The following is a 25,272-nucleotide window of genomic DNA, read 5'->3' as shown; positions in this document are numbered from 1 at the left end:
AATAGGTAGAAGCTTTTATGCTTCTACCTATTTTTTTCTATTTTAATCTAGATATGTTTTAAGGTATCTCTTATTCAGAAATCTTTTTTACTGTTCTCTATGTTTCTTTTAACACTAGTCCACCTACTGATGCTCACTCTAAATTACGCTTCATCAGTTTACTATTTTTCCCAAGTCACGGTTACCCTATTGGGTCAAATTCTTTTTTTTGAAATCATATCTACTATAAACACTATTACACCTATTACTAGTAGAATATGTATCAAACCTCCGCCAATACTAAATGCTAATCCTAAAACCCAAAAGATTACTACAATTGCACCTATTAAACTTAGAATACCTATCTAAAACACATCCTTTCTTATATTAATTTATTATTATAATAGGAAATCATTCCTTTTAATTCTCCAAAAAATCTCTTAACTAAAAAATACCGACAAATTTAAGTATTATTATTACTACAACAACTCCACCAATTAATGCTAGCATACAATCACACTCCTCGTTATTTGATAATCAATTCTATATATTTATTATTTTTTATTTAATGTATCATTAAATTTGTCTACAATCTTATCTTTGGTTTTATCAATTTTTTCCTTTAAATTACCTTTTTGATATTGAAGTTTCCCTTTAATCTCCATCGTTTGGTTATCTGAGACTTTACCTGCAGTCTCCTTAATCTTTCCTACAACCTTATCTTTTACATTTTCAACTTTATTATTTAAATTAGGCATCTTACACCTCCATTTTATTTTATCTAATATCGATATTAAAAATATTTATACATTAAAATTCATTAAACTTTTCAATGATTCTGAATGTATAGCTATATTATACCATATAACTCTCGGTTTTTCAACATTTTTCGACATTTTCTTTATTTCATTAAACTAATAAGTTATAATGATATCGTTTAATTTTATAATTGGCATTTCTATATTCAATTTAATGAAGTTTTTTTTCATTAAATTTTAATTCTATAAATTTTTTAATAATAATCAAAAAATTTTTAAGCGTTTGTATCCAACCGGAGAAATGTAAAGTTCTCTCTTGCTAATAGAAATATTACATTATATCATATATATTAGGAGTATAATTATCTGGAATGTTTAAGCTCTCTTATGTTAATTGTACAGATTAAATACATTAAGTTTTATTGTTATATCATCAATTTATTAATTTAAATATAAAATTTTATAGCTAGCTATATATCCTATGTACTACCAAAATAATAAGTGAGGGTGTGCTTTAATGGCAAATAAAAAAAATAAAATTAGTAAAATGAAAAAAACCAGCGATATTATAGCCCAGAATGATACTTTTAATTCAACCGCAGAATTTATGGCCCGTGTTGGTTTTGCTACACGTGGATTGATATTTTTTATCATGGGAATCTTGGCACTTCTTCTTGCATTTGGAATTGGAGGAAAGACAACAGATCAGCAAGGCACCATCGCGAATATAGGAAAACAACCCGAAGGTAAGATATTATTATGGCTTTTTTTGATAGGACTCATATGCTATTCATCATGGGGATTAATACAAGTTGTCGTAAACCCTTTTAATAAAGAGAACGACACAAAGGGTATTTCAGCCAGGTTGGGATATTTATTTGGTGCAATTTCTTACTCTTTTTTGGCGATACCCACTTTTTCTCTTCTCACCGGTGGCTCCAAACCTGCTCATGTTGGTAAACAAGCTGCTCAAACTCAGAACTATGTGGCAAAAATTCTAGATATGCCTTTTGGACAGTGGATAATTGTTGTGATAGCAATAATCGTAATCTCAGTAGGTATTTTTCAGGTTTGCAAGGGATTTATGCCACTTTTCGGATGTCATCTTGACCTCATCAAACTGAATACATTTCAATTAAAATGGGTTAAAGGCTTTGGCAGATTTGGTACCATTTCACGCGGCTTTGTCATAGTCTCAGTTGGCATCTTCTTAGCTATAGCTGCTTATACCTCTAATTCTAATGAAGCGAAGGGTTTTGACAGCGCTCTTATGTCCCTTATACATCAGTCTTATGGCCGTTGGCTTATAGGAATTATCGCTTTAGGTTTGACGTCTCTTGGAATTTACGCTCTATTAATTGCCTTGTTTTTTAGGTTAAAGAAATACTAAATATTTTCGTGGTTTCTAGTTCCAAACAAACTCCGTCAGTTTTAAAATATAAAGTCGGAGATAAAATTTCATTGAATTAAGAAGACTTAAAATTTGTAAGCTTATAAAAGGTAAATCATTATTTAATTTTCAATTTCTTTTCCTGATTGCCTGCCAAAAACTCACTGTGGATTTTGACAGGAAGAAAGGAAAGCTTTCCTTCCCTTCTACTGTCACCCACTATTTCTGGCCTTTCAATAAATCTTTAATACTGATATTTTTCTCTTCTGTTTCATTTACTGTTTTTCCCAAGTCACAGTTACCCTATTTAACTTTTCTCACTACATCAATAATACTTCCATCCCTGTATTCAACGATTGCAATTACTTTTTCGTCGTATTCTATTTTTTCGGGAATTCCTACAATACTTTCGATTTTGTCCTTTAACTCCTCAATAGTGAATACTGGAATATTTACATCCTTAAATCTTTCAATCAAATCCCCTCTTTTAGGATTTATTGCTATACCTATTTCAGTTACCAGAACATCAATACTATCACCAGGGGTAATTACTGTATTAACACGATCAACTATACAAGGTATTCTACCACGAATTAGCGGTGAAACTATAATAGTGAGTTTTGCACAAGCTGCTGTATCACAGTGACCGCCGGATGCTCCTCTTAATACGCCATCTGAGCCAGTCATTACATTTACATTAAAATCTGTATCTATTTCTAATGCTGATAAAACTACCACATCTAGTTTATTGGCTACACATCCCTTATTGTGAGGATTTGCATAAAAGGATGCATCTATCTCATGATGCATTGGATTTTTGCCTATTGACTCAGCTGCAATCAAATCAAAGCCCTGTACATCAAAAATATGTTTTATTAAACCTTCTTCATGCATTTCAACCATTTGCTTGGTTATTCCACCTAATGCAAAGCCCGCTTTAATGCCTGCATTTATCATTTCTTTCCTTATAAATCTACTTACAGCAAGTGTAGCTCCTCCTGTACCTGTTTGAAAAGAAAATCCCTCTCTAAAATACTCTGATTCTACTATAACTCTGCTTGCATACTCTGCCATTAATAGTTCCTTTGGATTTTTGGTATACCTTGTAGCACCGCAAGCTATGCCAGCAGAGTCTCCTATTTTATCTATTTTTACTACATAATCAACATTTGATTGCATTATACTTGCAGGCATATTAGGGAAATCAACTAAATAATCTGTAATGATAACAACCTTATCTGCATATTGTGCATCTATCTTTGCGTAACCCAAGGAACCGCAATTCTCAGCTCCTCCTGTTCCACTTGCATTACCATATTCATCCGCGGAAGGTGCTCCGAGAAATGCTACATCTATCTTAATGTCACCAGCTTCAATTGCTCTTGCACGTCCACCATGGGATCTGATAATTACTGGCTCCTCCATAAGTCCCTTTGAAATTTCTTCTGCGAGTTCTCCTCTGAGCCCACTGCTAGTAATCCTTGTTATTACCCCATCTTTAATATGTTTAATTAAAGGCTTATGAACGCTACCAAGGGAACTAGATGCTAATGTTAAATTTTTTATTCCAAGCCTTGCAATAGTATCAACTACCATATTTAAAATATAGTCCCCTTCTCTAAAATGATGATGAAAGGAAATAGTCATTCCATCCTTTAATCCACTTTTAACAATAGCCTCTTCAATACTGCAAAGAAGCTTGCTTTCACCTGGATTAACTGGTTTAATCACAGGCGCCACCTTTGCTATAGTAGAATCCACGGAAAACTCTCCTTCATAAAGCTTCCTATGCTTAATAATATTTTCTGGAATCTCTCTTCCTATACTATTCTTCATTCTCCATGCCCTCCTTGTACAAACCTACTGCCTTGGCTAGTTGTAGCACCCTCTCTGCTCTCTCTATAATAGGTTTATCTATCATCTTTCCATTTAAGGATATAACTCCAATGCCTTTCTTTTGCGCAGCCCTTGCAGCTCTAACAATATCTGATGCTTTTCTTATTTCCTGAACTGTTGGTGCATAAATTTCATGAACTGGCTTAATTTGTTTTGGATTAATAACAGACTTTCCATCAAATCCAAGCTGTTTTATAAGTTCAACTTCTCTCTTAAATCCTTCCTCATTATCAACATCTGAATAAACAGTGTCCAGTGCATAAATTCCAGCTGCTCTTGCTGCAATAATAATCTGACTTCTGGCTGCCATGAGTTCCATACCACCATCATATCTTTTTGTTTTAAGGCTTGTTACATAATCTTCTGCACCCAGCGCAATAGCAATAAGCCTTTTGCTTGCAGTAGCAATAGAGTAGGCATTTATTACTCCCATAGCCCCTTCAATAGCTGCCATCATTTTTGTGCTTCCTACTTGTCTTCCAATTTTTCTTTCTACCTCTTCAATAACAGCTTCCACAGCTAGTATATCTTCTTTTGTCTCTGTTTTTGGTAACCTTATTACATCTACCCCTGCCCTTACAGTAGCTTCAATATCATTTTTTCCAAAGGGAGTATCAAGTCCATTAATTCTAACAACTATTTCTGTATTACCATAATTCAGTGTCTTTATAGCATTGTGAACTAAAAATCTTGCAGAGTCCTTTTCGGAAACTGCCACTGCATCCTCAAGGTCAAACATTAAAGAATCCGCTCCATAAATACCTGCATCCTTTATCATGGCAGGGTTATTTCCAGGAACAAACATCATAGTTCTTCTTAAAGGTTCCATTAGCTAAATACCTCCCAATTAAAGTCTTCATAAATGTCACAGGCCCTATAAACAGCACAGGCAACTCTTGCCTTAATTGTATAGTCTAAGGCTCCTTTATCTGTAGCAATTATTTTAACATTATCTATTTGAATCTTTTCTAAGGTTTCACTAATAACCTTCCTAATCTGCTTTCCAAATTGCTTTTCAACAACACTTTCCAGTTCAATTTCTATCCCAGCATTTTCATTTGCCATAACCATTATCCTAATGTCATTTGATTCCAAGGTTCCAGCTATTGCATTATTCACAAAATTCATTTCCTACCCCTCCCGTTTTGCTTAGTAGCAGATAACAATTATCAATTGTTATCCCTCCAATTAACAATTTCAAGTGCTCTATAGCATTTATTTAGCTATAGAGCACTATCTTTAAAACCTATATCCCCTGTTAATATTAATCAAATCCCTTAAAAGTGATGCACCCGCCGCTATAACTCCAGAGGCACCTCCAATAATTGTTAAGTCTCCCAAAACATCAGTTGTATAGCGTATAGCTTTGTTTTTTCCATTCACTCCATAAAGGGGATGAGCGCTATCTAATTTTTCAAGCTTAACAGTCATTTGTATCTCTCCATTTTCTTTTACTGCTTTACCAATTAGCTTGTATTTATACCCCTCTTCCAAAGAGCTTTTAATTTCCTCAGGAGTAATTTGTGTTACCCCCTCCACAGATATATCCTCAAAGGATTTTTCCTCATTCATCAATACATTTGTAAGAATTAATAATTTTGTTGCAGTATCCCATCCTTCTACGTCCAAGCTAGGATTTGTTTCCGCAATTCCCAGGCTTTGAGCCTTCTTTAAAGCTTCCATATAAGTGACTCCGCTGCTTTCCATCTCATCAATAATAAAATTTGTAGTTCCATTTAGTACACCTTCAATAGAAAGAATATCGCTACCTGCAAGATCTATGAGCCCTCCATTTATGGTGGGTAGCGCACCGCCAGTAGTACAACCAATTCCCAGCTGTACATTATTTTTATCTGCTATGGTCTTCAGCTCTTTATATGCCAAGACAATTGGACCTTTATTAGCAGTAACTACATTTATACCACATTGAAGGGATCTTCTAATATGGGTCATTCCAGGCTCACCAGTTTCTTTATTCGTTGGTGTTAATTCTATAACAACATCCACATCTCTATTTTGAAGCATTTTTCCAAAGGAAACCCCCGCACCCCCTCCCTTAGGATATTTTGTGATATCTCTCTCATTTTCTCCAAAGTCCATAAAATCTTTAAGGTCAATTCCTTCTGAATTATATACGCCGCCATGACGGCAAATTATATAATTCACTTGGATTTGGAAACCTTCCTTTTGCAAATAATCCTTTTTGTCATTAATAAGCTGTACAAATGCTCTTCCAACTCCACCATAACCAATGATTGCAACTCTCATATATTTCTCCTTTTACCTGCGTATTCACCTAATTTTACTACTACGCAAGGAGCTCCTCAAGATCTTTTACTGTTAGAAGCTCTTCAAGATATTTAGCTGTTAAATGTAACCATTCCTCAGAAGTAACGATATTCTTGTTAGCAGCTTCTGATAATTCCGCTAAATCCTTTGTAATAATTCCTTGGTCGATAGTCTCAATACATGCAGACTCTAGCTTATCTGCGAAATTTACCAGTTCTAAATTGCCATCAAGTTCTCCACGCTTTCTAAGTGCGCCGGTCCATGCAAAGATTGTAGCCATAGGATTTGTTGAAGTTTTCTCCCCCTTTAGATGCTTATAGTAATGCTTCTGTACTGTACCATGGGAAGCCTCATATTCAAAATATCCTTCTGGAGAAACAAGTACTGAGGTCATCATAGCAAGACTTCCAAAGGCAGAAGCCACTAAATCAGACATAACATCCCCATCATAGTTTTTGCATGCCCAAAGCATTCCACCTTCTGACTTTATAATACGAGCAACTACATCATCAATTAAAGTATAGAAATATGTCAGTCCAGCTCCCTCAAATTTGTGAGCAAATGACTCTCCATTATATTCTTTATGATATACATCATTGAATATCTCTCTAAAATTAGCATCGTAAATTTTAGAAATTGTATCCTTTGAAGAGAACCAAAGGTCAATCTTCTTGTCTAATGCATAATTAAAACAGGATTTAGCAAAGCTTTCAATTGATTTATCAAGGTTATGCATTGACATTAATACACCCTTGCCTTTAAACTCATGAATGCATTGTCTAAAAATTTCTGTGCCCTCATTATTTGTAAATACAAGTTCTGCTTTTCCTGGTTCCTCTGCTTTATATTCAAGATTCTTATAAACATCTCCATAAGCATGTCTTGCAATTATTATTGGCTTTTTCCATGTCTTCACATAGGATTTAATTGTATTTACTATAATTGGTTCACGGAAAACTGTACCATCAAGGATAGATCTTATTGTTCCATTAGGACTTTTCCACATCTTCTTTAAATCGTATTCCACTACTCTGTCTGCATTAGGAGTAATTGTTGCACATTTTACACCAACACCATACTTTTTAATTGCCTCTGCACAATCCTCTGTAATCTTGTCATCTGTATTATCTCTTTCCTTAATTCCAAGGTCATAGTACTCAGTTTTCAAATTTATATAGGGCAGAAGAAGTATATCTTTAATCATTTTCCATAGAATACGAGTCATTTCATCTCCGTCCATCTCTACCAGTGGAACTGTCATCTCAATCTTATTTATCATAATAATTTATCCCCCTAAAATTATTAATTTTAATAATTGATTTTGCTCTTAATCCAAGATAATTTTCCGCCAATCTTCAAGATTTCTGCATCAGATTCTGAAAGTGTATGAGTAACTTCAATGTCTATATTCTTAGTTATATTCTTTAAAATAACTGCGCCTTTTAAATCCCCAATAATAACCGCAAGTTCATCACCCACTTCAATCTTTTCATAATCTGCTGGGTTTTTAAATGTAAGTGGCACAATTCCAAAGTTAATAAGATTAGCAAGGTGAATTCTTGCAAAGGATTTTACTATAACTGCTTTAACCCCTAGATACTTTGGTGCAAGTGCAGCATGCTCACGGCTTGAACCCTGACCATAATTGTCACCAGCTATAATAAATCCGCCCTTCTTTTCCTTTGCACGGTTATAGAAATTACTATCCACTGCTTCAAAAACATATTTTGATATTTCAGGTACATTACTTCTTAGAGGAAGTATTTTAGCGCCTGCAGGCATTATATGGTCCGTAGTTATATTGTCCTCAAGCTTAATAAGTGCTTCTCCAGTAAGTACATCTTCAAGTGGGAAGAAATCTGGCAGTGGTGCAATATTGGGACCAAACTGAACCTGAACCTCCTTAGCATCTTCCAGAGATAACGGCCTAATAAGCATATTATCATTAATTAAAAATCCCTCTGGCATTTTAAAATTTGGACACTTTCCAAGAGTTCTTGGATCAGTAAGTACTCCTGCAATTGCTGTTGCAACAGCAGTTTCAGGACTTACCAAGTATACTGAAGCATCTTTTGTACCGCTTCTTCCTTCAAAGTTTCTATTAAAAGTTCTTACAGAAACGCCCTTAGAACAAGGTGCACTTCCCATTCCAATACATGGTCCACAAGTATTTTCAAGCATTCTAGCACCAGATTTAACAAGGTGCTTCATGTCTCCACTGTCAATAAGGTGTTCTACAACCTGCCTGGAACCAGCACTGATGGTCATATGCAATTTCTCTGAAATCCTCTTACCTTCTATAGCTTTTGCTACAATTAAAAGGTCTCTTAAAGATGAATTAGTGCAGGAACCTATAGCTACTTGATCAACTTCTAATCCAGCTATTTCAGCCACTGTAGTAACCTTGCCTGGGCTGTGAGGAAGAGCTACCATTGGTACCACTTCATCTAAGTTAATTTCCATAATTTCATCATACTCAGCGTTCTCATCAGGTATAAGCTCTACCCACTGCTCTTCCCTTCCTTGAGCCTTTAAGAATTTTCTTGTAACTTCATCACTTGGGAAAATACTTGTAGTGCATCCTGTTTCTGTTCCCATATTTGTTATAGTAGCACGATCCGGAACACTTAAATTTTTAACACCGGCACCACAATATTCAAGTACCTTGCCTACTCCTCCATTAACATTTATGCGGCGTAACACCTCAAGAATTACATCCTTTGCAGAAACCCATTCTTGAAGCTTTCCAGTAAGCTTTACCCCAACCACCCTCGGATATTTTAGTTTGAAAGTTTCACCAGCCATTGAAACAGCAACGTCAAGACCGCCTGCACCAAGTGCAAAGCAGCCAATTCCACCTGCAGTTGGTGTATGACTATCAGAACCAATTAATGTCTTTCCTGGACGTGCAAATCTCTCTAAAAAAAGCTGATGGCAAATACCATTTCCAGGTCTTGAGAAATAAATTCCATATTTAGCTGCCACCGATTGCAAATAACGGTGATCATCAGCATTTTTAAAGTCTGACTGCAGCGTATTATGATCCACAAAGCTCACACTTAGCTCACTTCTCACACGGTTTAACCCAATGGCCTCAAATTGTAAGTAAGCCATTGTCCCAGTTGCATCCTGGGTTAGTGTATGATCAATTCTTATAGCTACTTCTTCACCAGCTTTAGGTATACCTTCTACAATATGCTCCTTCAAAATCTTTTCGGTAATTGTCCCTGACATCTTAATTCCCCCTAATTTTAAATTTTAGTGTTCCAATCCCCAGATTCCCTTTTAAATCAAATGCAAAACATTTCATACTTTTATATGTTATCTTATGATTAGCATATGTTATATTATGATTAGCATATGTTATATTGTGATTAGTATATGCTCTATTGAAGATAAAAACATATTATATAAATTAAGTATATAATTCAAATATTTACTAGTCAAGATTTATTTAATAAAATTTATTCTATGAAGACAAAAACTGGACCCAATAAAAAAGACATTACTTAAAGTTTCATACTTCTTTAATAATTGAAGACTACTATTGATATGCCGATCATCTCTCAGAAATAGACATAGTAATTTTTTTGAATAAAAATCAATATGACGAGTGGCAAAAGGGAAAGTCACCTATACCCCTTGGAATTGTAAAGCTGAGTGGATATCTTTATGATATAAAAGTTGTTGCTTTAGAAAGTGAGAAAGAGCGCTTATGGGATAGTGTAGCACTATGGGATCTATCCTATTCTAAAATATTATTTGACCCAAAAGGTAAAATAGCAGAGCTTATGGAAGATAAATTGAGTAATAAGACCAGCCCCTTTATAGCACAAGGATTAATGTTTAGCCCTTGGTGGTACTATAAACTTGCAGGAGATATATGGATTCATAGAGGGGATGCATTACAAGGCCATTTTATCCTTAGCAAGGCAATTGTTCCACTAATTGAAGTTTTGTTTATAGCCAATAATGAGTATATACCCCATGAAAAATGGCTAATACACATGAGTAGAAGCCTTAATTGGAAGCCAGAACATTGGGAACAAAAACTTGCTAAGGCAATGAGTACAGGTGATTTGTCAATGCAAAGCCTAATTGAAAGGCAAGCTGCCATTGAGACTATATGGAAGGATATAGATTTATACCTTATCAATAAAGAATGTCCTGATTTTAAGCTCTATATCATGCAAAAGGATTGTTATGATTTGGTTAAATTTTTAGTAAAAAGAGAAACTGTAACTGTCGAAGAATGGAAGGCAAAAGCAAGTTTAGCTATGCTTAATGGCGACCCATTTTGCAAGATTGTTACTGTTGATAATGAAAAAATAATATTAGATAAGGAAAAGTTTCTTTCAATAAATCAAGAGGATATGTATTTCTAATTTTGTTCCCATTATATGTACTAATTAATCTGCATTTGTGACTATCAACATTTGTTTTAGACTTTTTAGACTCAAAATATTTTTTTAAATCAAACAAGGTGTAATCTATTCTATCCCCAAACACAGATGCTCTTGTCATATTGATTCCATTCGTCTCTTGTGGGAAATAAATAATAGGAACTCTACGATAAGTCATTCCAATCATCCCTACAAATAACTATTTATTGGGCTGTTTTACATCTTTAATTTGCCACTCAATGGTTTACTATTGTGGCACTTCCTCAATTATATTAAACTAAACCTTCAGTACCTCTAACTAGCCATTATTAGCCTAATTAAAAGTTCTACAACATATCCCATTAAAAAAATGTTACGTACTAAATGATATACAAATTAATACACTATGCCTTTCTTGCTTTAAAAACAAAAGATAACGGAAGTTTTTGTGCTTTCCTCGACTTATCATCAATTTCTCCTATCATTTGCAAGGTATCTTCATCGGTTTGTTCTATCATACTTTCAATAATAAATCCAGCGTCTATCATAGCATTTATATATGTAGAGATTTTCCTGATAGGAAACATCATTTCCATACCATGAACTATTTGTGTATGACATTCTTCATCAAAATAACTTTTGTTAAAAATAAGTTGTCCATCATTTACCATTACACAACCATTTAAAGGATGTTGCCAACTAAATATAAAAATACCATCCTTTTTTAAATACGAAGCGATCCTATGAAAAACTTTTCCCAAATCTGTAGCCCAACCTATTCCATATATTGAATAAATAATATCAAAATAATTTTTAGGTATACCACATTCCTCTTCCATAGGAGAACATATTAACTTAGGATAATAATTGCTTTCAGCAAGAAATTTTTCAGCATTATCAAGTTGCTTTTGTGAAATATCAAGCCCCCATAATTCTCCTGCGTTTCTATCTGCATGATATTTTAATGAATGTCCACTTCCACAACAAATTTCAAGCATTGTTTTTCCTGTTACATCACCAAATAAATGTAACTCATTTTCTGTAACAAATTGAACTCCATATTTAGGCATGGCAGTAGTACCAAACCATTTATCAGCATTTGCATTCCAATATTTTTTGTTAACTTTAAGTATAGTTTTACTTTCCATATAACTGTCCTTTCATACATAAAATATAATTAATGTTTCGTTCGCATAATTATACAATTGTGACGTAACTTGTAAAAAATGTTTGTTATTTCCTTCTTTTTCATCATAACACCCTCAACTTCCAGTTATATAAACAACCTTCGTATAGTTATAACTAATTCATTCTTTCTTACAAGGTCCTAATGCCCTTAAAGACATGAATAGTGAACCCTTTAAGGATATTATGAATTAGCAGAATTTCATAATATCCTAATTAGTCATAGTTTGTACCTAATTGTTTATTAAAAAATTCCAAATCATCATAGCTCATATTTGATAAGGATAAAACATCTTTTGCCATGCCATTTATAATTTGGTTTGCTACATTATAGGCAAGGTCAAAGTCCATTTGTGTAATATCTCCATTTTCTAATGCTTTATTAATTTCATCTTCATCTAATAAAATTATTTCACCTGAAGGAAATACAACAACATCAAGATATAAGTCATCATAAAAGGGTTGACTGTGTATATCAATATCATTTTGCTTTGTTATGTCAAAATACCAATCGATAATATTATTGTTTTCATCAAATATAGTAGTTACAGACCAGTTCTTTTCAATAGGCAACCGTTGTATCAATATATATCCATCATCTAAAACGCAAACCTGCCGCTTATCAAAACTACATACAAGTTTCTCGTGTACTTTTTCTATAAAAATAGCTGAAGCATATCCGTTAAATCGTTCTTGATACGTATTAAATAATATGTTCTTGTTTTTTTCTATTCTTTCCCACTTACTGTGATCGATATATTTTCTTTTCATACTCTCCCCCTAATCTTAAGAACCGCATTTAATTACAGACGACATAATAAAAAACATGACATTAATTTTTATCCTTTCTCCAATCATATTCTCAATTTGGTAGATTTATTTTATAGTATTTTGATTTCTGCACAAGTCTATCTAATATATTACAAAATTCTAAGTTATACTCCATAAATCATTCCTCCATTTAAGAATGTTATTATACAAAGCCATTAGACTTACCAGCATTATAACCTAGGCAATATTGTTCTTCAGCAGATAATGCCACCTCCACCTCAGCGCACTCAATCCAAGTAAGCAAATCAAATTCCATAATATGACCATTATGATAAAATCTTCGGGTGAACAATATTCTACGATACCGGCTTAATAATACCATAATATAACATAAAGATAAAGATTAGGATATTAGCATTTTTATATCAATATATTTTCCTAAGTCATCATAAGTAAAAATGCCACAAACTTTTATCGTTTGTGACGTCTAATAAGAATGTTCCGAAGCAACATCTTTAATCAGTGCCTAAAATTAATACGGAAGTCAAACTTTATTAAAAACCAAGCAATGATTGATATAAGGCAACAACCAAGCCAGACAAATGATGACATACCTATTTTCCTTAGATACCTAAGTGGAACGTTTTCATTATTGCTACCTATAATTAAATTTTTGCTACCCTTCTCTGTAGTAATCTGCTTGCTCGTAGCTTCAATACCATCCTCAACAACTTCACCTTGAAAATCACTTGGATATATATATTCTATATTTTCCAACTTAAAATTATCATTTAATGGATTAGCCAGTGCTACATATATAAGCTTTTTTTTAGATTTATTAAATACTGTACTAATATTTTTATTTATAGAATCTATGTTATCTTTTCTATATGAACTCATTATCTTATAAATTTCATCATTTCTTGTCAAAATTTGTTTCCAATAAATGTCGGTGCCGATTATAGAAACAGAACGGGATATTATGGTTATTAAGAGAAAGACTCCTGCTATTATTAATGCTTTTTTTGCATTCTTGTTTACAAATTTAAATATACCAATTAATTCATTTTCAATTTGATTTTCTTCACCAAATCTACTAATTGCAATGGAAATACTTTCATCTTCAGAATTCCCTTCAGATTTTAACTCTTCTATCAATTGCACCAAATGATTTTTCATCTCATATTTTAATGCTTCAATTTCTTCTTTATTGCCACCGACATGTTTGTAAACTGAATTAACATACTTATCAATCTGTTTCATAAATTATTCCCCCTTGTAAAATGTATCAATAATATTTTTAAAAAATATCCATTCAGATTTTTTATTGTTTAAATAATTTGTTCCTTCGGCTGTAATTTTGTAATATCTGCGCCTTCCTCCACCACTTTCAGTATCATCCCAATAGGGGGAAATTAGCTCGTTATTTTCAAGTCTTTTTAAGACAACATACATTGTTCCCTCTTTAATCTCAAATGTTTCCTTACTTATATTTCTTATCCTGTTGGCAATGTCATATCCGTATAAATCTTCACCTACTAAAAGGCTCAATATTATACCTTCAATATATCCTTTTATCATCTCTTTATTTATTTCCAATTTTTCTCACCCCCAATTACATAATAGCATAAACTACTATATGCTGTAAAGTAGTTTATGCTATATAATTTCATAAAAAAACACAGACTTAATTAAATCTATGTTTAAGTACAAATCTTTACACCTTCATATTCTACAGTTGTGTCGCAAGTTATGACTAATACCAACTAAAGAGTATATTCATAATGTGTTGGTATTATACGCTACAGTATGCTTTCTATAATCCTATCTACAACAGTATCCCATGGCCTTGATTCAATCACTTTAATCCCTAATTTCCCGCAGGTATCCACTAACCAATCTCCATACTCAGCACTGGTATCCGCTCTGAAATGTTGCAATTCGCCACCCTCTCTGGCAAGATAATTCTGCACAATTTGATTTTCATCCGGTCTTAGCTACAAGTACCTTGTTTACTATAATTCTTAAGTATAGTTCTAGAATAAACAAAGTATAAAAATTAAAGAGTTAAGATTCTTAGTTTACTATGAATACTACATATTTTATAGTATAGTTAACATGTAAAAATAGGCCACATGCTAGATATTAATTCCAACATGTGGCCTTAGTTGTTAAACAATATAAGAATGTGTCGAAGTAAAATACTGTAAAACTTACTTTGAATACAAAATTCTGGACAAATATTCTGGTTACTTAACTTTGTTTTCTCTCTACAATTTCACCACTATTTTTCAAAATACTATTCTCTGGAATATAACCCCTCACAGAACATAATGGATAAACAATACTACCTTTTCCTAATATTGTCCCTGGGTTTAAAACTGTATTACATCCTACTTCCGATGAATCACCTAAAATTGCACCAAATTTCCTTAAACCAGTGTCAATAATATTAGTACCATATTTTACTTTTACTAACGTTCCATTGGATTTTAAATTAGAGGTTATTACACCTGCCCCCAAATGAGATTTATACCCTAATATTGAATCACTAACATAATTATAATGCGGAACCTGTACTTTATTAAAGAGGATTGAATTTTTAATTTCAGTTGAGTTTCCAACGACAACATCATTACCAATGATAACATTTTCTCTAATGTAAGCAGAATGCCTGATTTCGCAATTATAACCGATAATCGCTGGACCTTTTATCAGAACACTTTTTTCAATAGTAGTGCCTTTGCCAACCCATATAAATTCTTCTATTCTTTCAAAATCATTTGGTAAAGTTTTTGCGTACTCAAAAATGAAAGCATTAATTCTTGTAAGAACTTCCCAAGGATGCTTAACCCCTTCAAATATTGCTTGTGCGTCTAATTCTCTCAATGTAAAAAGTTCATCAACGGAAATGCCCATCATAATCCTCCTTAATGTATTTCGCAATAAAATACGGTTACGACCTAACTATTTAGGAATATTATAACATTATATGAAAACTGTCGCAATGAAGTGTACCCTAATGACACTATTAGAATATATTTCACTAGAGTCTAAAATGTTACTTATGAAATTCTTTGTGATTTATAGGTGTTGTGGCTTTTGATGGTACCTTTTCAACATCAAAACGGTCTGCGTTCATTACCTTATTCCATGCAGCTACAAAATCTTCTATGAACTTTTCCTCATTGCCATTAGATGCATATACCTCAGCAACTGCGCGAAGTTGCGAATTTGATCCAAATACAAGATCAACTCTTGTTGCTGTCCACTTCCTCATCTCTGTTTCTCTATCAAAACCCATAAATTTTTCTGTGCACTCAGGTAACACCTTCCACAGGGTATTAATATCAAGAAGATTCACAAAGAAATCATTTGTAAGACATTCTTCCCTCTTTGTAAACACCCCCTCCTTTGATCCTTTATAATTAGTGTTTAACACACGCATACCACCAATTAATACTGTCATTTCTGGAATAGTTAGTGTTAATAATTGTGCTCTATCAATTAACATTTCTTCTGATGTTACTGCATATTTATCTTTTATATAGTTTCTAAATCCATCTGCCTTTGGTTCAAGAACACTAAATGAATTTATATCTGTTCCCTCTTGGGTTGCATCAGTTCGTCCTGGAGTAAAAGAAGCAGTAATGTTGTACCCTGCATTTTTTGCAGCTTGTTCAATACCAACACATCCACCTAATACAATAATATCAGCTAAAGAAACCTTTTTCTCCTTTGAATGTGACCTATTAAAACTCATTTGAATACTTTCTAGGGTATTTAAAACCTTGGCAAGCCTTTCCGGCTCATTAATTTGCCATTGTCTTTGTGGCTTTAGGCGTATTCTTGCCCCATTTGCCCCTCCACGCTTATCTGAACCACGAAATGTTGATGCAGATTCCCAAGCTATTGTAACAAGTTCTGATATTGACAAGCCTGAAGCTAAAATCTTTATCTTAAGCTCTAAAATATTCTTGTTACTAATCAATTTATACTTAACTTTTGGCACTGGGTCTTGCCAAATAAAGCTTTCTGTTGGAACTTCTGGTCCCAGGTATCTTGAAATTGGTCCCATATCTCTATGGGTTAATTTAAACCAAGCTTTGGCAAAATCCTCAGCAAATTTTTCTGGATTTCCTAAATAATTCATTGCTATTGATTTGTAAATAGGATCATAAATAAGTGATAAATCTGCTGTGGTCATCATAGGTCTATGCTTTTTTAATGGATCATAGGCATCAACTACCATATCCTCTTCATCTACATCTTTAGCTAACCATTGGTAAGCTCCTGCAGGACTCTTAACTAATTCCCACTCATATTTAAATAATGTTTTTAAGTAACCCATTGTCCACTTTATAGGTTCTGCTTTCCATGCACCTTCAAGCCCACTACTTATGGTATCTGGGCCCTTACCAGTTTTATAGCTATTCTGCCACCCTAGCCCCTGCTGCTCAATAGGTGCAGCTTCTGGCTCTGGTCCAACATAGGTCGGTGATGCAGCACCATGACATTTACCAAAAGTATGTCCACCTGCTACAAGAGCAACAGTTTCCTCATCATTCATTGCCATACGAGCGAATGTTTCCCGTACATCATTAGCTGATGCCTTAGGGTCAGGGTTTCCACTAGGTCCCTCTGGGTTTACATAAATTAAGCCCATTTGTACAGCAGCAAGAGGATTTTCAAGTTCTTTATCATCTTTATTACGCTCATCTCCAAGCCATTTTTTTTCACTACCCCAGTAAATATCCTCCTGTGGTTCCCAAACATCCACTCTGCCACCACCAAAACCAATTGTCTTGAGTCCCATAGATTCTAATGCGCAGTTACCTGTAAGTATCATAAGGTCAGCCCAAGATATTTTATTTCCATATTTCTTTTTAATTGGCCAAAGTAAACGACGTGCTTTATCTAAATTTATATTATCTGGCCAGCTATTAAGTGGTGGAAAACGTTGCAATCCTTGCCCTCCACCTCCTCTACCATCATAGATTCTATAAGTTCCAGCACTATGCCAAGCCATACGAATAAAGAATGGCCCATAGTGACCATAATCAGCAGGCCACCACTTCTTAGAATCTGTCATCAACTTATATAAATCATTCTTTAGTTCATAATAATCTAATTTTTTAAATTCCTGCGCATAGTTAAAGCCTTTAGACATAGGATTGCTTAGTTCTGAGTTTTGACTAAGAACATTAAGCTTAAGCTGCTTTGGCCACCAATACTCATTAGTTGTTCCCCCACCTGCTACAGCACTACTTGTTCTTCCTGTCACTGGACATTTCCCTTCTGACATAACACTATTCCTCCTCACCCTTCTTCTTTACCTACCTGCACACCTACTTAATTTATATATACATAAAGACAATGTAGTCTTTCTTATATAAATACTATTACTGTAAATTATACAAATATATAACTAGCAATATGAGTGAATTGATAAATAATATTGGTCTTTTGTACCAATATATGTACTTAACTATTTTAATCTAGATATGTTTTAAGGGATCTCTTATTCAGAAATCCCTTTTACTGTTTTCTATGTTTCTTTTTTTCCACTACTCCAGCCACTGACACTCACTCTAAATTCAAACTAATCAATTTACTATTTATCCCAAGTCACAGTTACCCTACATCCACCGGTTCAGAAAGTAGTTTTCCAGCAACATAACGTTTTGTTATGTTTCTGTCATCTCCGCAGTATATGAACCTTTGGAGGCGCTCCTCAATGCTTCTGAAATCACGGTCACCAAGGTTTTTATCATCTATTACCAGAGCATCTAGTGAGTATCCATTCTCAAAAGACCCCACCTTGCCAAAGAATTCTCCGCCACCTTTTGTTCCCATATAGAAGGCCTCAGACATTGTAAGACACCTTTCAACCTTTCCGCTATTAAGCCAATTTATCTTGGAAGATTGAACGGCAAGGTTCATTACCTTATATATACCTATCTGATTACCTGCACCAATATCTGTTCCAAGTCCAACCTTAATTCCAGCATCAAGGAATTTCCTTGCTGACATTATACCTGATGACAAGTTGTAATTAGCATTTGGGCAATGTGCTATGAAGACGTTTCTTTTTGCAAGTAGCTCTATTTCTTCTGGTGTATTGTGTACTGCATGAGCCATAATCGTATTTTCAGTCAGAAGTTTCATTCCATCATATACATCTGCATATGAACCAAACTCTGGATGGAGTTCACTCACCCATTGGATCTCACTTTCATTCTCAGAAAGATGACTTTGCACTTTAATATTGTATTTTTCAGAAAGCTTTGCAAGACCCTTCATTAGTTTTACAGAACATGATGGAACGAACCTTGGTGTTATTATAGGCTTTACAAGATTGTACTTGTCCTTTGTAGCCAATATCCATTCTTCAGTAGATGCTAGTGACTCCTCAGTTGACTCCACATAAAAATCCGGTGAATTTCTATCCATATTAACTTTTCCAACGAAGGCCCCAATACCCGCCTTACTTACGACATCCATTAGAATTTCAGTTCCATTTCTATGAATGCTAGAAAAAAGTGAAACGCGAGTGGTTCCATTTCTCCACAACTCCTTTGCAAGATTTGTGTAAAGCCTCCTTGCGTACTGCTCATTGCTATATTTCGCTTCTTCAGGAAACGTATACTTTTCAAGCCATTGCAGCAGTTCCTCATCTAGGCCAAGACCCATATTCTGAAATTGTGGAGCATGCAGGTGCATATCTACGAATCCAGGAATTATTAGTGAATCACCAAAATTATCAACTTCAATCCCCTTTAAGTGGCTTGGAAGCTCTTTGAATATTCCTACAATTGTTCCATCAGACTCTACAAGATAGCTGTTTTCATAGACTTCGAACTTTTCACTAGACGCAGTAAAAATTATGTTGCCTTTAAGTGCTTTCATTATTGTCCCCCTTCTTTTGTATGGTTATATAATTTCGTAAATGTGGTCACTTTAAGAAAATGCTCACTTTGTGAAATTTATAAAAAAAACAGGTTGCTAAATTAAATGACTATAGAATAATTAAAGCTAAATTCAGCGTAGCTTCAAATTATTCTTGTAGTCAGATATTTACAGCAACCTGGTAGATACTATTAGAGCATATTTCTAATATATACAAGATAATATTTAATTGTCCTCTTTATTTTACAACATTACACATTAATTAGATACCATTTTCATTTAAAAAATCTTTTAATAAATTAATACATACAGTTTTCCTATATTCTTTTGAAACTCTCCCAGCACTTGGGTTTATTGCATTTTCGTATAAATTCAAGTAATTATCCTTTAATCCCTTAGCTTCACTTATAGTCTTTCCTATAAACATCTCATCAATTTCAGGATGTCGAACTATAATAGGTTCTATTGCTCCAAATGCAGTTGCTACGTGAGTAATCACTCCATTTTCTTCCTGAAAAAGTGCTGCAAATCCTACTCTAGTAATTGCTAGTGCCTTTCTAGCACCTATCTTCTTATAATAGTAATTTTCAAGATATTTTTTAGGTATTAAAACTTCAACTATGAGTTCCCCTTCTCTTAGGTCAAGCTGTTTTCTTTGCTTATAAAAGTCTTTAATATAAATTGTTCTCTCAGAACTAGCGCTTTTTAGTCTAATTAGTGAATCTGTAACAAATAATACCAAAGCTGAATCAGCCTTTGCAGATCCATTTCCTATATTTCCACCTATAGTTCCGAAATTTCTTACAGCTGGGCCTGCAAGCTGTGACATTGCATCTTTTAAAATTCTAGGTGTAACCTCTGATTCCTCTATTTCAGTGAAAGTACACTGTGAACCTATTCTTATATAATCAGAATCTGATTTTATTATCTTAAGCTCAGCTACCTTATTCAAAAATAGATAACTTACACCTTCGCCAGCTTCAAGCATAAGGTCAGTTCCTCCACTGTAAGGCTTAACCTTTTCATCTCTCATTATTGTAAGCGCCTCTTCAAGCGTTTCTGGAATGTATCCCTTATCTAATTTTACCATAATCCTTCACCTTCTTTTGCTGCGATTCCTATAGCTTTAACTATAGAATTGTATCCTGTGCAACGGCATAAATTTCCGGATATTCCACGTCTTATCTCTTCTTCCGTTGGATGTGGAGTCACTGCAAGTATACACTCTGTTGCAAGTACCATCCCTGGTATACAAAATCCACATTGCACTGCTGAAACATCTCCATAGGCTTTATCAATAACCTTAAACCTTTCAGTATTACTAAAGCCTTCTATAGTCATAACATCACTTCCATGAATACTTCCCATTGCTATCATACATGAATTAGCAAGTCTCCCATCGATGATAACAGAGCAAGCTCCACATTCACCCTCCTTGCAACCACACTTTACTCCAGTAAGTCTATAGGTTTCTCTAAGTACATCTAAGAGTCTATTTGATGCACTACCCTCATATTGAACATTTTCTCCATTAAGTTTGAACTCAATATATTTCATGAGTATACCTTCCTCTCTATTTTAACATGGTTTTCCATATATCATTACTTATATCTAATCCTCTTTTGCAGATATTGCTCTTAGTGTATCTTCTACTGTAAATGGAATGTGATGAACCTTCTTACCTAAAATCTGTTCCACAGCCTCTATATATGCTGCTGCGGTTCCTACATTTGGAAGTTCTCCTGCACACTTAGCTCCATAAGGCCCATAGGGATATTTGTTAACATGCATCTGAGCTTTAATAACTGGCACATCCATAGCTGTTGGTATGATATAATCGCTAAGGCTGTTATTTCTAATGCGGCCTGTGCTATCATGATCCATAAATTCCATTGATGAATAACCAATGCCCTGAAGCATTCCACCCTCCATTTGTCCTACTACTATATTCATGTCAATAGGAGTTCCTACATCAAAAGACCCATATGCCCCTATAACATTGTGCTGACCTGTTAACATATCAATCTCAAGCTCTACAGACTGAACTGACCAAGAATAGGTGGGATAAGCATCTCCACGGAATTCAGCAAGTGAGAAGGGTATAAGAAATTCTGGATGCTTGTAGTGCTCCTCCATAATCTGCTCCTGTCCATCCTTCCACTCATCTTTCAGCCGAGCTGTAGCACGGCGTATAAGCTCTCCAACTATCATAAGTGATCTTGATGCAACAGTTGGGCCAGAGTCTGGCACTTTGTCAGTATCAGGGTTATGTACTATTATTTGCTCAAATGGAATTCCTAACTCTTTACCTGCTATTTTTGCAAAAGTTGTTTGTAGCCCTTGTCCCATATCCGTATTTGAAGTAAGTATTTCCACAGTGCCATCTTTATGCTTTTTAACTTTTAATACTGCTTTTATTAAGTCTCTTTCTCCGGAACCTGTGAAGCCTGCACCATGGAACGCCAATTGTATTCCTATTCCCCGTCTAAATCTTCCTGGTTGTGGCTTGTCATAAAGTTCTTTTTTATTCTTGTAATCACAAAGTATATCCACTTCTTTAATCATATCGCTGAGCGGAACGTGGAAATGAAATTTTCCATTAGTTGATGTATCATCTCCTTGCGCTACAATATGTTCTTGTTTAAATTCTAAGCTATTTCTTCCTTCACCTTTTGCTACGTGGCTCATAAAAAGATCCATATCAAAGAATACCTGTGGTGCTCCAAATCCTCTGAAAGCTCCCTTAGGAACCGTATTTGTTTTGTTAGCCTTGCCGTGAACCCTAAGGTTTTCAATATTGTAAACTCCAGTAGCACATATTGTTCCACGTTGCAGTACTACTGCTGAAAGTGTTGAATATGCACCTGCATCATATATTATATCAATATCCATTGCTGTAATCTTTCCATCTTTAACAGCTGCCCTATATCTTGCAGTTGAAGGATGTCTCTTACTAGTTGAGGTAATATCTTCTCTTCTATCAAAAATAACCCTTACTGGTTTTTTCGCTTTTATACTTGCTACTGCTACTTGACATGCAAGTATTGATGGATAATCTTCCTTTCCACCGAAGGCTCCACCTGTAATATCTGCCTGAATCTGAACCTTGTCCTTTTCAAGCCCTGTTGCAAGTTTCACAGCTGTTTGAACATAATATGGGCATTGCATTGACCCTCTAACGGTGATTTTACCCTCATGATAGTCTGCAATCATTCCATTAGTTTCTAGATACAATTGTTCACCATACCCTGTATTCAAAATTTCATCATACACCTTGTCAGCATTTTCAAAGCACCCATCCACATCACCTTTTCCATGATGGTAATCAAAAAAAGCAATTTCTGATTTAGTCATATCCAGTATAGCGGGAAGTTCCTCGTAATCAACTACTATTTTTGATACAATTTCCTCTGTAATTTTTTCATCCGGCCCCACCACCATGAGAATTGGATCTCCAATATATTCCACAGTATCTATAGCAAATACTGGCATATCCTCCAGTACTATATGAACCTTATTTTCACCAAGAACATCGTCCTTGTCAACTATCATGTATCCATCTGGTAATTCTGGCAAGGTAATGTTCTTTATTTTAGCATGAGCTACTGTTGATCTCAAAAACTTACCGTGAAGAACGCCATCTGTAGGAACATCTGCCACATATTGTGCCACACCCAATATTTTTTTTGAATGATCTTTCTTAACAACTGAATTTCCTATATTATTCATAATACCCCCCTTATCCTGTGCTTTTTAATCCGATTATATGTTATCGTTACCATACATTACTTAGTTCGATTATATGGTATCATTTTCTAATTTTCAAATACTTCTTAAAAAGTATTTGAAAGAGTAAGTATAATATTAACGAAAAAAATACAATGTACAAAATTCACATTTTATACATTGTATTATATATCATTGGATGTTTTGTCTTCAAAATACTTTTTAAATTGCTCCCAAGTATACTTGGTTACCGCACTATAGAACTTATCATAATTCTCCATAAACTCTCTACCTTCATTACTAAGTCGTGTTCTCCCTTCTCTTGCGCCCCCTCGCCTTCTTAAAACTATTTCATACCCAAGATTTTTTTCAAGTTCATTAATCATATCCCAAGCTTTGCTTAAGGATAGAGACATCCTTTTACAAGCTCCATTAACAGAATTATTGTCGTCTATAAGCTCAAGAAGAAGTCTTAATCTAGAATCGAGGAAAATCTTCTCTTTCCTTATATTTATAGTTAAAGAAGGCTGAAACAAACTATCATTGTGAGCCGGCAGAAGTGCTTCTACTTCCTCCTCATCATTAATTGAGCATGTAACTCCTCTATCATTAACGTTGAGCCAAGTTATAGAAACACCCAAGGAATCAATGGCTCCGCGAAGTCCATCCCCACCAGCATAGTTAATAATATCAGGAATATATACACTATCAATAAGCAGTGGATGTCCACCATGCATATTATATGATGGAATAACGATTTCATCTTTCATTTCAATCATTTTTAGCACTGTCTCATAATTAAACATAGGCACATTTACAGGTGTTAATATAACTCTCTTACACTTACCTAGAAGATATTTAAGTCCAATCTTGTAGGAATCAATAAGTGGAGGATTCTCATAATCCTTGTTTATAATAAAAATAGCATCTTCCCTTGCAAGCGCTGACTTTATTTCTGGATCTTCAAAGCCAGTAATTACCACAATAGGCCATATACCAGCTTTTTTATATGTAAGTACTATTCTTTGAATTAAAGAAATTGAACCCACCTTTTTCATTGGATAAGCTACATATCTGTTGGCAGCAGCAATTATCCCCCCAACCTCTCTCACTGTATCACCTCATTAAAAGATTCTTTATACCTTATTATATTCTACACTATTATTATTAAAATTCAAAATAGTTACTATTAAAGAAACCCTGGGTGGAAATTTTTTCTACCCAGGGTTTCTTGTGAGGACACTTGACTCATTTACTACTTATATAACTTTGGAGGTTATTAATTAGACTTAAAAAAGCTTCTTTTTTATCTATTAGATCATAGTAATAATATCATCCTCTTTTAATCTAGATTTAGGTAATTCAGCGTTAAAATCATTATCACTTCGATAACCTAATCCAACTATAGTAATTGCTGTATATCCTTTTTTACGTAAACCTAACTCTTCATCTAAAACTTTCGCATCAAAGCCTTCCATTGGTACAGCATCAATGCCAAGAGCCGCAACCCCTAATAAAAAATTACCAATGTTTAAATATACCTGTTTTTCCATCCATTGTTGTAAGTCTTTCATATCATCACGATGTATATTTACAAATTTTGAACGTCCCATATGTTGGTTATCTTTAAATTCTTTATCAGTAAAACGACCATCAGCATCCTCTTTTTCTAATACATGAAGTAAATATTCTTCATCCATATCAGTTCTTGAACAAAATACAACAACCTGATCTGCACCTAATACTTTAGCTTCATTAAAATTAAAAAACCCTTGAGTGCTTTTACTAATTTGTTTTTTACCTTCATCTGTATTTGCAATTACAAAGTGCCATGGTTGACTATTAACACTAGATGCACTAAGTCTTAAAAGTGCCTTGATTTTGTTGAAATCCTCATCAGAAATTTTCTTTGTAGAATCAAACTCCTTTGCAGAATAACGTGTGTTTAAAATTTCAATTAAGTTCATATTCTTTTCCTCCTCTTATA

Annotated in this window: 23 protein-coding genes and 1 riboswitch; of the genes, 2 read left to right on the top strand and 21 right to left on the bottom strand. The window is 34.2% G+C overall.

Annotated elements, in window-relative coordinates; all coding sequences use genetic code 11:
• Positions 1–194: 194 nt before the first annotated feature.
• Entirely contained in the window at positions 195–326 is a 132-nt protein-coding gene (locus ACREV6_RS15125; protein ID WP_431578940.1) for a lmo0937 family membrane protein, read from the bottom strand.
• Between the two features lie 207 nt (positions 327–533).
• Positions 534–737: a CsbD family protein gene (locus ACREV6_RS15120; RefSeq protein WP_431578871.1), complete on the bottom strand. Its 204-nt coding sequence runs from the start codon at positions 735–737 to the stop codon at positions 534–536.
• A 517-nt stretch (positions 738–1,254) separates the two neighbouring features.
• Here ACREV6_RS15120 and ACREV6_RS15115 point away from each other — a divergent pair.
• On the top strand, positions 1,255–2,127 hold the full coding sequence (locus tag ACREV6_RS15115; protein ID WP_431578870.1) for a DUF1206 domain-containing protein: 873 nt from the start codon (positions 1,255–1,257) through the stop codon (positions 2,125–2,127).
• 303 nt (positions 2,128–2,430) lie between these two features.
• Here the strand turns inward: ACREV6_RS15115 and citF are convergent, their stop codons facing one another.
• From citF to ACREV6_RS15085, 6 genes are all read right to left on the bottom strand, one after another.
• Entirely contained in the window at positions 2,431–3,963 is a 1,533-nt protein-coding gene (gene citF, locus ACREV6_RS15110; RefSeq protein WP_431578869.1) for a citrate lyase subunit alpha, read from the bottom strand.
• The gene (citE, locus tag ACREV6_RS15105) at positions 3,953–4,852 is read right to left on the bottom strand and encodes a citrate (pro-3S)-lyase subunit beta (RefSeq protein WP_431578868.1); all 900 of its coding nucleotides are present in this window, start codon (positions 4,850–4,852) and stop codon (positions 3,953–3,955) included. Before citE ends, citF begins: the two co-directional genes overlap by 11 nt.
• Positions 4,852–5,151: a citrate lyase acyl carrier protein gene (citD, locus tag ACREV6_RS15100; RefSeq protein WP_431578867.1), complete on the bottom strand. Its 300-nt coding sequence runs from the start codon at positions 5,149–5,151 to the stop codon at positions 4,852–4,854. The genes citE and citD overlap by 1 nt, the downstream gene beginning before the upstream one ends.
• A gap of 111 nt (positions 5,152–5,262) precedes the next feature.
• Positions 5,263–6,291: a homoserine dehydrogenase gene (locus ACREV6_RS15095; RefSeq protein ID WP_431578866.1), complete on the bottom strand. Its 1,029-nt coding sequence runs from the start codon at positions 6,289–6,291 to the stop codon at positions 5,263–5,265.
• A gap of 40 nt (positions 6,292–6,331) precedes the next feature.
• Positions 6,332–7,588, bottom strand: a complete 1,257-nt coding sequence (locus tag ACREV6_RS15090) for an NADP-dependent isocitrate dehydrogenase (protein WP_431578939.1) — start codon at positions 7,586–7,588, stop codon at positions 6,332–6,334.
• A gap of 32 nt (positions 7,589–7,620) precedes the next feature.
• On the bottom strand, positions 7,621–9,546 hold the full coding sequence (locus tag ACREV6_RS15085; protein ID WP_431578865.1) for an aconitate hydratase: 1,926 nt from the start codon (positions 9,544–9,546) through the stop codon (positions 7,621–7,623).
• A gap of 356 nt (positions 9,547–9,902) precedes the next feature.
• Between ACREV6_RS15085 and ACREV6_RS15080 the strand changes: the two genes are divergently transcribed.
• On the top strand, positions 9,903–10,697 hold the full coding sequence (locus ACREV6_RS15080; RefSeq protein WP_431578864.1) for a hypothetical protein: 795 nt from the start codon (positions 9,903–9,905) through the stop codon (positions 10,695–10,697).
• A 401-nt stretch (positions 10,698–11,098) separates the two neighbouring features.
• Here the strand turns inward: ACREV6_RS15080 and ACREV6_RS15075 are convergent, their stop codons facing one another.
• From ACREV6_RS15075 to nfsB, 13 genes are all read right to left on the bottom strand, one after another.
• Complete coding sequence (locus ACREV6_RS15075; RefSeq protein ID WP_431578863.1) at positions 11,099–11,842, bottom strand: class I SAM-dependent methyltransferase; 744 nt, start codon at positions 11,840–11,842, stop codon at positions 11,099–11,101.
• 253 nt (positions 11,843–12,095) lie between these two features.
• Positions 12,096–12,650: a ribonuclease FAU-1 family protein gene (locus ACREV6_RS15070; RefSeq protein ID WP_431578862.1), complete on the bottom strand. Its 555-nt coding sequence runs from the start codon at positions 12,648–12,650 to the stop codon at positions 12,096–12,098.
• A 519-nt stretch (positions 12,651–13,169) separates the two neighbouring features.
• Positions 13,170–13,913, bottom strand: coding sequence for a permease prefix domain 1-containing protein (locus ACREV6_RS15065; RefSeq protein ID WP_431578861.1), 744 nt, complete (start codon positions 13,911–13,913; stop codon positions 13,170–13,172).
• A gap of 3 nt (positions 13,914–13,916) precedes the next feature.
• Positions 13,917–14,249, bottom strand: coding sequence for a PadR family transcriptional regulator (locus ACREV6_RS15060; protein ID WP_431578860.1), 333 nt, complete (start codon positions 14,247–14,249; stop codon positions 13,917–13,919).
• A 203-nt stretch (positions 14,250–14,452) separates the two neighbouring features.
• Positions 14,453–14,623: a hypothetical protein gene (locus ACREV6_RS15055; protein WP_431578859.1), complete on the bottom strand. Its 171-nt coding sequence runs from the start codon at positions 14,621–14,623 to the stop codon at positions 14,453–14,455.
• Positions 14,624–14,903: 280 nt separating this feature from the next.
• Complete coding sequence (locus tag ACREV6_RS15050; RefSeq protein ID WP_431578938.1) at positions 14,904–15,569, bottom strand: acyltransferase; 666 nt, start codon at positions 15,567–15,569, stop codon at positions 14,904–14,906.
• 142 nt (positions 15,570–15,711) lie between these two features.
• Positions 15,712–17,955 carry a catalase/peroxidase HPI gene (katG, locus tag ACREV6_RS15045; RefSeq protein WP_431578858.1) on the bottom strand — a complete coding sequence of 748 codons (2,244 nt, stop codon included), beginning with the start codon at positions 17,953–17,955 and terminating at the stop codon, positions 15,712–15,714.
• Between the two features lie 329 nt (positions 17,956–18,284).
• A complete protein-coding gene (guaD, locus tag ACREV6_RS15040) occupies positions 18,285–19,559 on the bottom strand; it encodes a guanine deaminase (RefSeq protein WP_431578857.1) in 1,275 nt (424 codons plus the stop codon).
• 137 nt (positions 19,560–19,696) lie between these two features.
• Positions 19,697–19,796, bottom strand: a riboswitch (purine riboswitch).
• Between the two features lie 25 nt (positions 19,797–19,821).
• The gene (locus ACREV6_RS15035) at positions 19,822–20,649 is read right to left on the bottom strand and encodes an FAD binding domain-containing protein (protein WP_431578856.1); all 828 of its coding nucleotides are present in this window, start codon (positions 20,647–20,649) and stop codon (positions 19,822–19,824) included.
• Complete coding sequence (locus ACREV6_RS15030) at positions 20,643–21,116, bottom strand: (2Fe-2S)-binding protein (RefSeq protein WP_431578855.1); 474 nt, start codon at positions 21,114–21,116, stop codon at positions 20,643–20,645. Before ACREV6_RS15030 ends, ACREV6_RS15035 begins: the two co-directional genes overlap by 7 nt.
• 54 nt (positions 21,117–21,170) lie before the next feature.
• Positions 21,171–23,288, bottom strand: coding sequence for a xanthine dehydrogenase family protein molybdopterin-binding subunit (locus ACREV6_RS15025; protein WP_431578854.1), 2,118 nt, complete (start codon positions 23,286–23,288; stop codon positions 21,171–21,173).
• Positions 23,289–23,470: 182 nt separating this feature from the next.
• Positions 23,471–24,397, bottom strand: a complete 927-nt coding sequence (locus tag ACREV6_RS15020) for an NTP transferase domain-containing protein (RefSeq protein ID WP_431578853.1) — start codon at positions 24,395–24,397, stop codon at positions 23,471–23,473.
• A gap of 201 nt (positions 24,398–24,598) precedes the next feature.
• Complete coding sequence (nfsB, locus tag ACREV6_RS15015) at positions 24,599–25,252, bottom strand: oxygen-insensitive NAD(P)H nitroreductase (RefSeq protein ID WP_431578852.1); 654 nt, start codon at positions 25,250–25,252, stop codon at positions 24,599–24,601.
• Between the last annotated feature and the right edge of the window lie 20 nt (positions 25,253–25,272).

Source organism: Clostridium sp., from assembly GCF_050717515.1.
Lineage (GTDB): Bacteria > Bacillota > Clostridia > Clostridiales > Clostridiaceae > Clostridium_AD.
The sequence above is the reverse complement of the archived record's forward strand: the minus strand, read 5'-3'. Positions and strand labels throughout refer to the sequence as shown.

What these genes read in the sequence shown, in the direction of transcription:
- ACREV6_RS15120 (WP_431578871.1), bottom strand. Translation starts at nt 737, where the DNA reads ATGCCTAATTTAAATAATAAAGTTGAAAATGTAAAAGATAAGGTTGTA.
- ACREV6_RS15095 (WP_431578866.1), bottom strand. Translation starts at nt 6,291, where the DNA reads ATGAGAGTTGCAATCATTGGTTATGGTGGAGTTGGAAGAGCATTTGTA.
- ACREV6_RS15030 (WP_431578855.1), bottom strand. Translation starts at nt 21,116, where the DNA reads ATGAAATATATTGAGTTCAAACTTAATGGAGAAAATGTTCAATATGAG.
- citF (WP_431578869.1), bottom strand. Translation starts at nt 3,963, where the DNA reads ATGAAGAATAGTATAGGAAGAGAGATTCCAGAAAATATTATTAAGCAT.
- citD (WP_431578867.1), bottom strand. Translation starts at nt 5,151, where the DNA reads ATGAATTTTGTGAATAATGCAATAGCTGGAACCTTGGAATCAAATGAC.
- ACREV6_RS15070 (WP_431578862.1), bottom strand. Translation starts at nt 12,650, where the DNA reads ATGAAAAGAAAATATATCGATCACAGTAAGTGGGAAAGAATAGAAAAA.
- ACREV6_RS15035 (WP_431578856.1), bottom strand. Translation starts at nt 20,649, where the DNA reads ATGGTAAAATTAGATAAGGGATACATTCCAGAAACGCTTGAAGAGGCG.
- ACREV6_RS15115 (WP_431578870.1), top strand. Translation starts at nt 1,255, where the DNA reads ATGGCAAATAAAAAAAATAAAATTAGTAAAATGAAAAAAACCAGCGAT.
- ACREV6_RS15075 (WP_431578863.1), bottom strand. Translation starts at nt 11,842, where the DNA reads ATGGAAAGTAAAACTATACTTAAAGTTAACAAAAAATATTGGAATGCA.
- nfsB (WP_431578852.1), bottom strand. Translation starts at nt 25,252, where the DNA reads ATGAACTTAATTGAAATTTTAAACACACGTTATTCTGCAAAGGAGTTT.
- ACREV6_RS15085 (WP_431578865.1), bottom strand. Translation starts at nt 9,546, where the DNA reads ATGTCAGGGACAATTACCGAAAAGATTTTGAAGGAGCATATTGTAGAA.
- ACREV6_RS15065 (WP_431578861.1), bottom strand. Translation starts at nt 13,913, where the DNA reads ATGAAACAGATTGATAAGTATGTTAATTCAGTTTACAAACATGTCGGT.
- ACREV6_RS15050 (WP_431578938.1), bottom strand. Translation starts at nt 15,569, where the DNA reads ATGGGCATTTCCGTTGATGAACTTTTTACATTGAGAGAATTAGACGCA.
- katG (WP_431578858.1), bottom strand. Translation starts at nt 17,955, where the DNA reads ATGTCAGAAGGGAAATGTCCAGTGACAGGAAGAACAAGTAGTGCTGTA.
- guaD (WP_431578857.1), bottom strand. Translation starts at nt 19,559, where the DNA reads ATGAAAGCACTTAAAGGCAACATAATTTTTACTGCGTCTAGTGAAAAG.
- citE (WP_431578868.1), bottom strand. Translation starts at nt 4,852, where the DNA reads ATGGAACCTTTAAGAAGAACTATGATGTTTGTTCCTGGAAATAACCCT.
- ACREV6_RS15025 (WP_431578854.1), bottom strand. Translation starts at nt 23,288, where the DNA reads ATGAATAATATAGGAAATTCAGTTGTTAAGAAAGATCATTCAAAAAAA.